The following is a 13,701-nucleotide window of genomic DNA, read 5'->3' as shown; positions in this document are numbered from 1 at the left end:
TGGCGTTTTGAACGAGAGGAAATTACAGGTCATGACCAACAAATCTGTCATCCAGACTGAAAACGCCCCCCAGGCGATTGGTACATACTCCCAGGCGGTGAAAGCCGGGGACACCGTGTATTTGTCTGGCCAGATTCCGCTGGACCCGGAAACCATGGAAGTGGTCGCAGGTGACTTTGCCGCCAAGACCCGCCAGGTGTTTGAAAACCTGAAGGCCGTGTGCGAGGCCGCTGGCGGTGAGCTGAAAGACATCGTCAAACTGAACATTTACATGACCGACCTGGCCAACTTTGCCACCGTGAATGAAATCATGGCGACCTATTTCCAGGAACCCTACCCGGCACGCGCTGCCGTGGGCGTGGCGGCGTTGCCGAAAGGTGTGCCTGTGGAAATGGAAGCCGTGATGGTGCTCAGCTAAGGCCGTCGATGAGTTCCCGGTATCCTGCCTTGTAATCGGGGTACCGGAACTCAAAGCCGGTGGCCAGCAGGCGCTGATTGCTGCATCGCTTGCTGCCGGCTCTGCCTCCCTTACGGGCACCCTCCACCGGATCTTTACACGGCACCTGCTGCCGAACCCACGCTACCACGTCATCCAGCCGCACCGGCTCGCAATCACTACCAATGTAGAGATCGTCCAATGGTTCTCCCTTCATGGCTTTTTCTGTCAGCCAGGCGACCGCCCGGGCCGCATCCTGCTCGTGAATCCGGTTGCTGAATGGGGCAGGGGGCTCTGGGTTCATTCGCCCTTCAAGCACCTCCTCCAGAAAGCGTTGACGGCTGTGGCCGTAAATGCCGCTGAACCGGACCACGGTGGCCGGGTGAATGCTGTTCAGGGCGGTCTGTTCGCCTTCGAGAATGAGTTTCCCGGTGAAGCGGTCTGGCCTGGCCTCACTGTGTTCATCCACCCAGCTGTCGTCGTTCTGGGCATACACGCTGGTGCTGCTGATGAACAGGAGTCTGGTTAATAAATTCGGACCCAGGGCATGGATCAAATTCTGTAGTCCGGTGACGTAGGCACCCCGGTAACCCTGTTCGTCGTAGCTTGATGGTGTCAGGCAATAAATCACCACATCAAGATTTTCTGGCAACTGGCCCGTCAGGGTGTCTGGCCGGGTCAGGTCGGCACCTATACCTGTAACTCCCGGCGGTACCTTGTGTGGGTTCCGGCGCAAGCCGTACACGTCAGCCGTCTCGGCCAGCAAGGAGGCGATGTCGCCACCCAGCTTGCCGCAGCCCGCCACCAGGATTCGCGTTGAATGTTTGCGATCCGTCATTGCCATAGACAATTTCAATCCTTATGCTTTCGCTGATAAAGTATGTGAAACTTCGACCTGCACCCTGTGACCGGAGCTCACCATGACACTCACCGAGTTACGATACGTCGTTACGCTTGCCCGGGAAAGGCATTTTGGCCGCGCGGCAGAGCGTTGTCACGTCAGTCAGCCCACGTTGAGTGTGGCGGTTAAAAAGCTTGAAGATGAGCTCGGCATTCCGTTATTTGAGCGGAGCAAAAGCAGTATCCGGGTGACGGAAGTGGGCCAGCGGATTATCGAGCAGGCCCAGCGGGTTCTGGACCAGGTGGGTGTCATCAAGGACATGGCCCAGGACGGCAAGAATCAGCTCAACTCACCGCTCAAGGTGGGGGCCATCTACACCATTGGTCCCTATCTGTTCCCGCACTTGTTGCCGGAGTTGCGCCGCGCCGCGCCGGAAATGCCGCTCTACATAGAAGAGAACTACACCGCCAACCTGCGCCAGAAACTCCGGCATTCCGATCTTGATGCCATCATCATCGCCTTGCCATTTGAAGAGCCGGAGGTGGTCACGCTGCCGCTATATGATGAGCCCTTCGTGGTGTTGCTGCCGGCTGACCACCCGCTGACGGCGAAAGACCAGATCACGGCGGAAGAGATGTCCAAAGAGCAGCTTCTGCTGTTAGGGCCAGGCCACTGTTTCCGGGACCAGGTGCTGGAATCCTGCCCGCCATTGGTTGATGCCATCACCAAGCGCACTGATAACGGCCAACCTGAACTGGTTACTGAAGGCAGTTCTCTGGAAACCATCAGGCACATGGTGGCTTCCGGGTTAGGGATCACTGTATTACCCCTGTCTGCCGCCACCGCCATCAAATACCAGGAAGATATCCTGGCGGTGCGCCCGTTTGCGCCGCCGGTACCCTTCCGCACGGTCGCCCTGGCCTGGCGCGTAACCTTCCCCCGCCCGAAAGCCATTGATGTGTTGTCGCTGGCGGCCAGCCAGTGCCGAGTGATGGAAAAGGCGAAAACGGCAACGCCGGTGGTCGCTGAGCGCGCCTGAGGGCTGTTATGACGTCACTGGACGACATTTCCGTTACCCAGCTCAAGGGCGTAGGAAGCGCCCTCGCGGAGAAACTCGCCAAGCTGGGTATCCATTCCATTCAGGACCTCCTGTTTCATTTGCCCTATCGCTACGAAGATCGAACCCGCGTTGTCCCCATGGGCAGTTTGCGTATCGGCGACATTGCGGTGGTTGAAGGCGAAGTCATGAAGGCTGACCTGGTAATGGGGCGCCGTCGATCGCTTCAGGTTACCCTGCGGGATGACAGTGGTTTTCTGGTGATGCGGTTCTTCCACTTTAACGCAGCCCAGAAAAATCAGCTGACTGAAGGCGCTCGGGTTCGTTGCTTCGGCGAGGTTCGCCCCGGCCGGGCCGGTTATGAGTTCTATCACCCCGAATACCAGGTTAGCCCACCGCCCATGGCAGCAGCCGGTGAGGCGACACTGACTCCGGTCTACCCACTGACCGAGGGCATTCAGCAGCCCCGGGTGCGAGGCCTATGCCAACAGGCCCTGGGTTACCTGGCCCGTTTCCCGATCAAGGACTGGTTGCCGCCGTCACTGTTATCGGACTATCAACTGCCTGGGATTACTGACGCGGTCAAACTGGTGCATTCTCCGCCTGCCGATGCAGCGGTGCATTTGCTGATGGAGGGCCGGCATCCGGCCCAGCAGCGCCTGGTGATGGAGGAGTTGCTGGCCCATCAACTCAGCCTGTTGCAGGTGCGTGAGCAGATTCAGGCCCGGGCGGCGCTCCCACTGTTGCCGACCGGTGATTTGCCGGAGCAGTTCCTTGAGCAACTCCCGTTCAGCCTGACTGGCGCCCAGAAGCAGGTGATGAAGGAGATCCGGCAAGACCTCAGTCAGCCGGTGCCAATGCTGCGCCTGGTTCAGGGCGATGTTGGTTCCGGAAAAACCGTGGTGGCAGCTCTGGCAGCGCTACAAGCCATTGGCTCGGGTGCCCAGGTAGCCCTGATGGCACCGACGGAGATTCTGGCCGAACAACATCTCCGGAACTTCCAGGGTTGGCTTGCCCCTTTAGGGATTGAACTCGCCTGGTTGTCTGGCAAGGTCAAGGGCAAGGCACGTCAGGAGGCTTTGGCAGCGGTTGCTTCCGGCCAGGCGCAGGTGGCCATCGGTACCCATGCGTTGTTCCAGGACGAGGTTCAGTTCCATCGTCTGGCCCTGGTGATTGTCGATGAACAACACCGTTTTGGTGTACACCAGCGCCTGGCGCTTCGCGAGAAAGGCGTCGGCGGTCAGTTGGCCCCCCATCAGTTGATCATGACCGCAACGCCGATCCCTCGAACCCTGGCCATGAGTGCCTACGCCGACCTGGACACCTCGGTGATTGACGAACTGCCGCCCGGCCGGAAGCCGATAGAAACCGTTGTGCTGCCGGATTCCCGCCGTGATGATATTGTTGAACGGGTGCGCACCGCCTGCCGTCAAGGCCGCCAGGCGTATTGGGTGTGCACGCTGATTGAGGAATCCGAAGCGCTACAGTGTCAGGCTGCGGAGGTGACAGCGCAGGAACTGGCGGAACGATTGCCGGATCTGAAAATCGGATTGGTCCATGGCCGGCTCAAAGCCGTAGATAAGGCCAGCGTGATGGAACGGTTCAAGAGTGGCGAGCTGGACTTGCTGGTGGCCACCACCGTGATTGAGGTGGGGGTTGATGTACCCAATGCGTCGCTGATCATCATTGAGAACCCGGAGCGCCTTGGGCTGGCGCAACTGCATCAGTTGCGGGGGCGCGTGGGCCGGGGGGAACAGGCCAGTTTCTGTGTGTTGATGTATCACCCGCCGTTGTCGAATAACGGAAAAGCAAGGTTGCAGGCGCTCAGAGACAGCCAGGATGGTTTCTTTATTGCCGAAAAAGACCTTGAGATTCGTGGCCCGGGTGAAGTTCTGGGTACCCGCCAGACGGGCCTGATGCAGTTCAGGCTCGCGGACTTTGAACGGGACAAGGGCTGGATTGAACCCGTCAAAGAGATGGCGCCGGCGCTCATGCAACAGCCAGCGGTGGTGTCCGCTCTGATCAGGCGGTGGCTCGGAGAAAATATTCGGTACGGCGAGGTGTGAGGCCAAAACCAAGCTCTGTTGGTACATTGTGGCCTGGCCCACTTTCTGCCCAGAGTTTGCTTGAAATTAGCTGCACAATGCAGCCAAATAGGTATCAAACCTTCTTTTGGAGAAAGCTATGGAGCTCCCTGTTTCGGTTCAGCAAGCGCTTGGTGACAGCGCCGCGGGGGTGTCGCTGAGAAACGCGAACCAGGTTCAGCCGCAGCACCTGTTGCGTATGGTGCTGCTGAATGACAGCGAAGGTAATCTGCAGGCTATTTGCCGGCGGGATGACTTGCTGGATCTGGAAGCGCTGAACAAACAGCTTGGCCGTGACCTGAGGATGATGCAGCGGCGCGAGCAGGTCCGGGTGCGCCAGCGCTCCGGATTACAGGAGTTGCCCGCCTTGCCATCGTTGACCGGTTGGCCGACCGTGATCGACCAGAGGGTTGATGAACTGGAATCCGTCGCCCTGGAATTGGCGGATCAGAAACTGGCGATCATGATGCCAGCGGAGGATTTCCGCCAATTGACCGCCAAGGCCGAACGCCATGACTTTGCGGTGGATACCGGCACCATCTCTGTGAATCTCGACAATCACGGTGCTGATCGGGACCAGTTGCACTCTGCGCTGAAAAAATTTACTGGCCTGCGCATCCAGCAACGACTGGAAGATACCCTGGAATTGCCGCCACTGCCTGAGACCGCCCAGCGCATTATTCACCTTCGGGTAAACCCGAACGCGGTGATGGGTGACCTTGTGGATGTGGTTGAGAGCGATCCCAGCCTGGCAGCCCAGGTGGTAAGCTGGGCGTCGTCCTCGTTTTATGCCGCAGCGGGGCAGGTGCGCTCGGTGCACGATGCGGTGTCGCGGGTGCTGGGCTTTGATCTGGTGATGAACCTTGCCATGGGCCTGGCCCTGGGGCGGGCACTCAAACACCCGAAAGACCACCCGGATGGCTACGTGGATTACTGGCAGCAAGCCATCTGGCAGGCGCAATCGGCTGGCATTCTGGCGAGTATGATGCCCAGGGGCCGGCGCCCGATGTTTGGCCTGGCGTATCTGGCTGGCCTGCTGCACAACTTTGGCCACCTGGTGCTGGCCCAGGTGTTTCCTCCCCATTTCAAACTGGTTTGCCGCTCTCTGGAAGTGAACCCGCATATCGATTCCAGCGTGATCGAACACTACCTGTTGGGCATCACCCGTGAGCAGATCTCCGCCCAGTTGATGGAAAACTGGGGCATGCCCGACGAAGTAACCCTGGCCATCCGGTATCAAAAGAATCCCACCTACGATGGCCCCCACAGCGATTACGCGCGATTGCTTTGGCTGGGGCGTCAGTTGCTGACAGAACGAGGGGTGGCCCTGGGAGCGGGAAAGCTGGCTGACGCTTCCGTATATGAGGAGTTGGGCCTGGATCCAGAGGCTGTGGAGGAACAGTTCGATGAGCTGGTCAACAGCAAAGACAGCATCATGGCCATGGCAGGCATGATGGGGCAGGGCTCGTAAAAAAGCCGGCCTTGGAAGGCCGGCAAATTCAACCGCTTTGCAGAGTCGTCCAAACTTATCAGGAGACAACAACACAGGTTTCTGCCCCGGATGCGTGGGGGCAGCGTCCTTGTTTAAAGTTAGACAAGCTACGGGAAAAGGAAAGCACCAAACGCTGCTTCGGAATCCATGAGCGCAACGTCAGGTTTGCACGGAAAGCAAAACTATTGATTTGCTTTGCTATATTTCTCTGGACGCCCGGCTATCAGTTACAAAAAATTACAAAATAGGCGCCGGTCAATCGAACCTGTGGTGCCGTATGGCGGTCGCTGCCCGGCGCACCTCGTCTGAATGGGCCTGTTCGACAGCATGGCGCTCTTTATCCATCTTCTCGACAAAGCGGGTGTCGGTGGCCTGCCGGGCCCGATGAGTCGGCATGTGCTGAATCTTGTCGTGAACCTCCTGAAACACCCGGAACGGTGATTTTTCCAGCAGGTCCGGGGCAACGTGATCCAACAGGCCCTTGAGTCGCAGGCAAGCCTCGGAGTACTCCACCTGGTCTTCCTCCACCGCCATGGCAATAATCCGGATGCTCTCAATCATTTCGTCCCGGCGCTTGGCCTGGAACTCCTCTGATTTTTTCTGGCGCAACCGGTGTTCCGAGATCGCTCTGGCCTGGCGCCAGATGTAGAACAGCAGAATGCCTATGGCCACCAGGCCAATAACGATGATGACCAGCTGGAGCCCTCTGGGCATGATGTGTCTCCCTGTGGTGAGTGTGTCAGGCCTGCTTGCGTTGCGCCTCAGTTTGCCAGACTTTGACACTCACTACCTGCCCATTTAACACGGATGTGCCGGAAACCGGGTCCACATCTGCGTCGTTGAGCACGTCATTGATGCTGGCGCCAGCATGGGCTGCTGCCGTGGACTGGCCGGTACCCGGACGGTGATGTCCCCAGCCATGGGGGATGGACACCACGCCGGGCATAATATCTTCGGTCACTTCCACAGGAAGGACCACTGATCGGCCACCAGAGCCGATTTCCGCCTGCTGGCCATCAGTCAGCCCACGGGTTTTGGCATCCACTGGGTGCATCATCAGTGTGCAACGGCTCTTGCCCTTAACCAGACGCTGGCTGTTGTGCATCCAGGAGTTATTGCTGCGCACATGGCGCCGGCCGATCAGCTGCAAGTCATCGGCTTTGCCGGGCTCCAGCAAGGCTTTCAGCCGTTCTACATCGGCAAGATATCGGCGTGGTGCCAGATTTATCTTGCCATCCCGGGTATACAGGCGCTCCGGCAGTGAAGGTTGCAGGGGGCCAAGATCAACGCCGCTGGGATAGTCTTTTAGCAAGGACAATGACAAACCTTTGGGTAACTCTTGCCAGCGCCGATTCAGGGGGCTGAGTTTGGCCAGGCCTTTCAGGGGGTGGCGCTTGGGCAAGCTGTCCATGGCCAGGTCCAGTGCCGGCCGGACCAGCTTGCCTGCCTTGCCCAGGTTGGCGCCGTAGGGGCCGGTGCGCAGCAGGGCGTCCAGAATCGGGTCTGGCCCCAAGGCTTTGAATGCCTTCCAGCCCAGCTCAGAGCGCAGTGGCAAACGACCGCCTTTGCGAGCTTTCTCCAGACGATGGGCCAGTTCCAGAAGAATCTGCCAGTCGTGGCGAGCGTCTGGTACAGGTTCAAACAGGGCTTCGCTGTATTTGGCCACGTTGCGAACCGCAAACATACTGAAAATCAGATCGTAATGGCTGCGCTCAAGCGCGGCGGTGGGCGGCAGTATCACGTCGGCGTGGCGGGTGGTTTCGTTCAGGTAGTAATCCACCGACACCATAAACTCGAGACCTTCGAGGGCCTCATCCAGCCGTTGTCCATTAGGATTCGACAGAACCGGGTTCCCGGCCACGGTCACGAATGCACGAATCTGCCCGTCACCGGGGGTGAGCATTTCATCAGCCATGGTGCTGGCCGGGTACTCGCCGGCGAACTCCGGCAGCCCGCGAACCCGGCTGTGCCGCTTGGCGAAGTGGCCATTCTGGCCAGACAAGGCTCCCAGTGCCACCAGGTCAACAGCGGGTTGGGTAAATAGAACACCGCCGGGAATATCCAGTTTGCCGGTCAGGATGTTGAGGCAGTAAGCCAGCCAGGTGGTGGTGGCACCGAACGCCTGGGTGCTGGTACCCATTCGGGTATACAGGGCAGCCTTGCGGGTGTTCGCCAGATCCCGGGCCAGCTGGCGAATGTCGTCCGCTGCAATGCCGGTGGGCTCCGCGACCGATTCCGGGCTGAAGCCAAGCGCAGCCAACCGCAGCAGGTCCACGTCTTTCACCAGCCGCTCGGCCGCGCCGGCGTTAACCAGGTTTTCCGCAAACAGGGTATGTACCATGGCCATCAGCAGCAGGGCATCGGTGCCGGGGCGAACAAAGTGGAACTGGTCCGCAAGCTTGGCGGTTTCGGTACGGCGGGGGTCGATCACGACCAGCTTGCCGCCACGCTGTTTCAGGGCTTTTATCCGCCCGCGTACGTCCGGCACCGTCATCAGGCTGCCATTAGAGGCCATCGGGTTGCCGCCAATGCAGATGAACAGGTCGGTATTGTCGATGTCCGGAATCGGGAAAAGGATCTGGTGCCCGAACATTTCCAGGCTGGCCAGCATATGCGGAAGCTGGTCGTTGGAGGTGGCAGAAAACCGGTTCTGCGTGCCAATGGCATGCAAGAACGGCATGGTGGTCATCAGGGTGCCGTGGTTATGTACATTGGGGTTGCCCAGGTACACGCCGATGCTGTTACGGCCGTGGCGTTTGCGAACGTCTGTTAGCCGCTCGGCTACCAGGTTAAAGGCTTCATCCCAGGAGATCTCCTGCCAGCCGTCGGCGGTTTTACGAATCGGCTTGCGCAGGCGCTCGGTATCCTCATGCAGATCCTGCAAGGCAACCGCTTTCGGGCATATATGGCCCTGGCTGAGCGGGTCCTGCTCGTCGCCCTTGATGGAGGCAATCTTGCCATCCTGAACCTCAATGGCGACGCCACACATGGCCTCACAAAGGTGACAGGTACGGTAGTGTGTGCCGTTTTGCATGGGGGCTCTCCGGGGATTGTTTTTTTAGGTTTCAAGTTGCAACCAGATTATCAGGAAATGGCCGCCAGATGAAAGAACGGATGGTAAAGGGCAGCTGACCTTTGTTCATAAAAAAGGCCAGTCCGGAGACTGGCCTTGCAGGCAGGGCCTGGGTTAACGCTGAGCCGGTATTTCCTTTACCGGGTTGGAGATGAAGTTCAGGTAAACGCCTTGTTCCGGTATAACCAGAGGAATGGTGATGTCTCCTCTTTCCGTTTCCGTTGACGAGTCCGCAAGGCAAGTGACTATGCCAGTCAATCCCCTCTCTTCAACACATGCTGCATAGCTCAGGAACTCACCAATAATGGGCACCGTGACGTTAACCCGGACATCAATGCCTGGGCTGTTATTATTTCTTTGCTCAACCTGCATGCGTCCATCATCAAAGAACACGATGGGGCCATCGAGCTCAAGTGTTACCGGCTTGCTATAGAGATCGTGTGAGAGCGCTGAAGCAATGGGTAATGAGAGGTTCGGCGCGTCCAGGGTCAGATCAGCCGTAGTCATGAACGTGGGGTGTCCGTCTTCGCCCTCAACAATCAAACCCTCAACCAGCCCCATCGGGTTGTCTTCGGTTGGCTCGCCGTAGGTCATGCGCAGAATCTGCGGGCCGGTTGCCTGTTCTCCGAAGCCATCGAGGAATACGCTTGCGGAGGTTGTGGCCAGCATGGTCGGATAAAGCAGAACCCGAATGGCTTCCTCGCCGGTCTCCTCGTCCAACACTACCGTTCCCATGATTTCGGTATTAAGACCGTAGGTCTGATAGATGAATTTGTTCTCCGGACATTCCTCCGATGCTGAGCAACCGACGCTGGCACCAACTGGGATACCGAGTGCGCTGGCCTGATTGCCAATAACTCCCAGCTTGGCTGCGTTTGCCGAGGGCAGGAAACCTCCTGCGCCATCTTCCTCATGAGCAAAAGGCTCCAGACAATCAGCCGCACCGGGCGAGGTGCAGTCGATCACATAGTTGGAGTTGGTGTCTCGCACGGGCAGGTTGCGAAGCGGCGTAAACACACTATTAACCGCCTCCGTCCCACGGAAGTAGATCTCCATATCGGGCCCACCAACATCTTCCGGATCAACCAGGAGATCGGTTTGCAGCGGGTAACCTTGCTCTGAGCAGATGGCAGACTCGCAGTTCATGCCAGTGACAGACGCCATGGTGTAACGGTAATAGCTGCCGGGCTCCCAACCTTCATTGGGATAGAAACGAATGCGCTGATTGTTCTTTTCCAGTCGACCGGTGACTTCAGCAAAGTCGCCGGCTTCGCCGCGTTTTTCCACTTTAAAAGTGTCACCTAAACGGATGCTGTCCAAGTTCATGGACTGAGAGAATACGACCGTAATCGGCCGATCCTCTGGCAGGGTAGTGATCGGCAACACCTGACCAGCGGGGCCGTCAGGTGCTGCATCCAGACAGCGGCCGTGATTCGGGTTATCTGAATCAAGATTGACCGGTGTGGTAGCGCAGGGATAGCCGGGATAGGTGGTCAGTGCAATCGGTGAGACAAACTCAACGGTGGTCTCGGGATCATCCAAAGCCTCAAGAGAAAAATTCAGTGGCGCGAGTGCCACAGGGTTGCCCGCAAGGTCAGTGAGGCCGTTCACTTCCACAGAGTAGGGAACTCCGTGTTCCAAGCCACCCTCGGGATTAAGCACCAGAGCGGTGCCATCAAGGTTATGATCGAAGGCGACGGGTGTTCCATTTGCCTTGAGCGTTACCCCGCTGCTGATAGATTCGGCATCCAGCGGCTCATCAAAGAACAGAATCACTGGATCACCCGGTCGCTGCATCGACTGACGGGTAGATGGGGTGGCATTCTCAGGGCCTGGCATCCAGCTCACCAGTTGCGGTGGTGTGTTGTCCAGCTCCCGCAGCGTATCTGCATCCAGGACTGAATCCACGTCTGTGGCGGCCTGCAAGTGGAAGGCAATAGTCGAATCGGTAAACTCCTGGCCCAGCAGGTTGGGCTCGACCATGCCGATGGCGTCGATGGTCAGCACGCCATTCTGTACCAATGCAATCCCCCGCAGCTCCACCCCCATCAGATCCTGAGACAGCGAGGCATTGGGCTGCGCTTCCTCGGTGTTCATGGAAACATCCATAAACAGGGTAATGTGACGCGGGGCATTCTGGTTGTCAGTGTAGGGGTTCGGGCTGAGGTAACCGGAGGCATCCGACAACATGGTGACCTTGATGTTCCCGGTGGTCTGCAGTTGTCCGGAGTCTGCATTCAGGATCGGCACCGCACCGCCGATCAGGACATCCAGGCTGGTGCTGTTCAGAACACTGCCTTTGGGCACACGCAAGGGCAGGGCCTCATCCGCCCTGAAGGCGGGGGCATAGGCCAGCTCCGCGAACAGGTCCCCGGTTTGCTGGGAAGGACCAGCCACGCCCTGGAGCACCGAGTTCAGGGTTACGCCGTTGATAATCTGCCCATTCAGGATAGAGCGTTGGGCGGCATCTTCCGATGCTCCTTCACCAAGACCGGAATCCACCGCCGCCTGTTGAAGCACCACGGTCGGGCCGGTATCGCGGGGCTGGAAGCTGAATTCCTGGCTGAATCGGTCGCCATCCGGGCCATTGGTCAGGCTGGTCAGGTTGTTGAGCTTGAGTGTGTAAGTCTGGCCGGCTTCGAGAACATCCGCCTTGCTGCCGCAGTCTTTCGGATCTGCCGTGACGCAGGGATCAACCGTAATGCGATTGCCTTTGACCAGAACGGTGGCCGGTACCGCCTGGTTGTCTGAGTCCAGCAGTTCGATGGTGCCGCCGAGCTTTTTCCAGTCCGGGTGGACAGGGTGGGTCATGGCCAATCGGAAGGTGGAGAAGTTCATGGCCTGGAAGGCGCTTCCCTGATCTGGCACCTGCCAAGCCACCTGGAATGTTTCATCGGTATTGGTCAGGTTGGCGATGGCGGTAAAATCACCCCGGGTGTCGAACTGGATACCCGGTTCGCCGACCGCATTAGGCGTGGCGACGGTTCGACCGCCCTCGGCTGCCAGCGGCTGCTCGAAGGTGACGGAATAGCGGGTCAGGATATCTAACCTGCCAGTGGGCTGGAGCTTCAGGCTTTTGCCACCGTCGATTTTCTCGACGGAAAAGTCCTGAGAGCTATCGCCAGAACGGATACTGATTTTCTCACGGAGTGTGGCTTCATCATCAGTTATCGCATGTGAGAATCGCAGTACCAGCTCGGTTTTCGGACTCACATCGGCTTGTCCGTCCATCGGGAAGGAATACACCACAGAACCGGGCGCAGAGCGCTCACTCATGGTCTGTTCATCACTGCCGCCGCAGGCGGCGAGCAGAATTGCGGGAACGAGTGCCAGTATCTTATTGTATTTCATGGCCTTCCTCTCCTCAGAACTTCAGGGTGATGGAGCCGCTGACGACGTGGACGTCACCGTCTGCTGTCACATCGGTTTCATTGCCGTCAAAGTCGACCAGCGTGAAATCGCGCTTCTGCAGTTGCTGGTACTGATAGCCCAGGTCCAGCCGCACCGGGTAAGCCAACAGGCGGGTTCGGTCATAGGTGGCACTGATGCCAAGGCCAACAATGATTTTGTCGGTGTCCAGGTAGTTGAGTTCGGGATTACGCGTCGTTTTCAGCGGTGATTCTTCATAGGCAACACCACCTCGTACCGCGAAGTTCTTGTTCAACTGATATTCGCCGCCGAGGCGGGGAATGAGGATGTCGTCAAACCGGATACGGTTGCCCGGAGCAACAGAGCCCTGGTCCTTGATCGTGTCGCTGGCGAAAATATCTTCAAGCTCCGACCAGTTCTGCTGCTCGATACTACCGCCCACTCGCCAGCCGTCGCCGACATACTGTGTGCCAATAGCGAAGGTTTCCGGCTGGAAGGAGTCGATGGTGGTCACCGCCAGGCTCAGGCCCGGGTCTGGAATGGTCTGGGTAACGATGATGTTGGAGTCCACGGTGGTGGAGGCCGATGACTTGGTACGATAGGTGAACGCGGTCTCCCAGCCATCCAGGAAACAGTTGCTGTCTGGGCAGAAGGTGCTGCCAAGATCGACTCGGGTACCCAGAATGGTTTTCATGGAAGGCTCGGCGCTGACCGCCAGGCGCTCACGGCTGGTCTCTCCGCCCAGGGTAGAAACCGCATCCAGGTTGGCGGTGGCTTCCAGAGTGATTCTGACCGAGGCGCCGACGGAAATGCCGCGCCAAATCGGAGTGGCACCGCCGATATTCAGGAACAGAGGTTCACGGCCATACTGAAGGTACTGGCCGGTTTCGCTGGTCTCGGAGCCGAAGGCCAGCATTTCCTTGCCGTATTTCTCCACGCCGGCCACGAAGCCCAGGTAGATTGGGTGCTTGAAGCGGGTCAGCGAGCCCAGATTGGTTTTCATGCCGATCAACACATGCTGGCTGGGAGAGCTTGATAGCACGTCGCCATCGGCATTGGGGTTCTTCGAACGCAACTCCTGCTCTGCGTGGAGTATGCCGCCTGTCAGCTCGCCGCGCTGGTCACTGGTCAATGACGCAGGATTGTAGTAGGTCGCGGACACCTGATCATTAAACATGGAGAGCGATTGAGCAGTGCCTACGTCAACGGGCATTACGCCGTAGCTGGTACCCAGGTTTCCCATACTGGCGTGAGCATTTAAAGAAAGGCCGGCAGTTGTTGTGACAATGGCCACGGACAGTGCCCGCAGGGCAAAGCGGTGAGAACCTATCATGTGTAAAGCTCCTGTT

The 13,701-nt window shown here is 58.3% G+C and carries 9 protein-coding genes; 4 read left to right on the top strand and 5 right to left on the bottom strand.

Annotated features, from left to right (window positions below):
* Positions 1 to 31: 31 nt before the first annotated feature.
* Entirely contained in the window at positions 32 to 418 is a 387-nt protein-coding gene (locus ACZ5Q2_RS01750; protein WP_011784170.1) for a RidA family protein, read from the top strand.
* Here ACZ5Q2_RS01750 and ACZ5Q2_RS01745 read toward each other — a convergent pair.
* Positions 411 to 1,280, bottom strand: coding sequence for a sugar nucleotide-binding protein (locus ACZ5Q2_RS01745; RefSeq protein ID WP_432210517.1), 870 nt, complete (start codon positions 1,278 to 1,280; stop codon positions 411 to 413). The genes ACZ5Q2_RS01750 and ACZ5Q2_RS01745 overlap by 8 nt on opposite strands.
* A gap of 76 nt (positions 1,281 to 1,356) precedes the next feature.
* On the opposite strand from ACZ5Q2_RS01745, the gene ACZ5Q2_RS01740 reads away from it, so the two are divergent.
* The 3 genes from ACZ5Q2_RS01740 (at position 1,357) to ACZ5Q2_RS01730 (ending at position 5,889) form a co-directional block, all read left to right on the top strand.
* A complete protein-coding gene (locus ACZ5Q2_RS01740; RefSeq protein WP_058091990.1) occupies positions 1,357 to 2,316 on the top strand; it encodes a hydrogen peroxide-inducible genes activator in 960 nt (319 codons plus the stop codon).
* A gap of 8 nt (positions 2,317 to 2,324) precedes the next feature.
* On the top strand, positions 2,325 to 4,400 hold the full coding sequence (gene recG / locus ACZ5Q2_RS01735) for an ATP-dependent DNA helicase RecG (RefSeq protein ID WP_374813018.1): 2,076 nt from the start codon (positions 2,325 to 2,327) through the stop codon (positions 4,398 to 4,400).
* A gap of 118 nt (positions 4,401 to 4,518) precedes the next feature.
* The gene (locus ACZ5Q2_RS01730; protein ID WP_432210518.1) at positions 4,519 to 5,889 is read left to right on the top strand and encodes an aminoacyl-tRNA deacylase and HDOD domain-containing protein; all 1,371 of its coding nucleotides are present in this window, start codon (positions 4,519 to 4,521) and stop codon (positions 5,887 to 5,889) included.
* A gap of 276 nt (positions 5,890 to 6,165) precedes the next feature.
* On the opposite strand, the gene ACZ5Q2_RS01725 is transcribed toward ACZ5Q2_RS01730, so the two are convergent.
* From ACZ5Q2_RS01725 to aupA, 4 genes are all read right to left on the bottom strand, one after another.
* On the bottom strand, positions 6,166 to 6,624 hold the full coding sequence (locus tag ACZ5Q2_RS01725) for a DUF2489 domain-containing protein (protein WP_061332575.1): 459 nt from the start codon (positions 6,622 to 6,624) through the stop codon (positions 6,166 to 6,168).
* A 25-nt stretch (positions 6,625 to 6,649) separates the two neighbouring features.
* Positions 6,650 to 8,944, bottom strand: a complete 2,295-nt coding sequence (locus ACZ5Q2_RS01720) for a molybdopterin oxidoreductase family protein (RefSeq protein ID WP_432210519.1) — start codon at positions 8,942 to 8,944, stop codon at positions 6,650 to 6,652.
* Positions 8,945 to 9,097: 153 nt separating this feature from the next.
* Positions 9,098 to 12,334, bottom strand: a complete 3,237-nt coding sequence (locus tag ACZ5Q2_RS01715; RefSeq protein ID WP_432210520.1) for an Ig-like domain-containing domain — start codon at positions 12,332 to 12,334, stop codon at positions 9,098 to 9,100.
* A gap of 13 nt (positions 12,335 to 12,347) precedes the next feature.
* A complete protein-coding gene (gene aupA, locus ACZ5Q2_RS01710) occupies positions 12,348 to 13,685 on the bottom strand; it encodes an alkane uptake protein AupA (protein WP_374813010.1) in 1,338 nt (445 codons plus the stop codon).
* Positions 13,686 to 13,701: the final 16 nt, after the last annotated feature.

Source organism: Marinobacter alkaliphilus (assembly GCF_055394375.1).
This window is presented reverse-complemented; position numbering and strand designations above follow the sequence as displayed.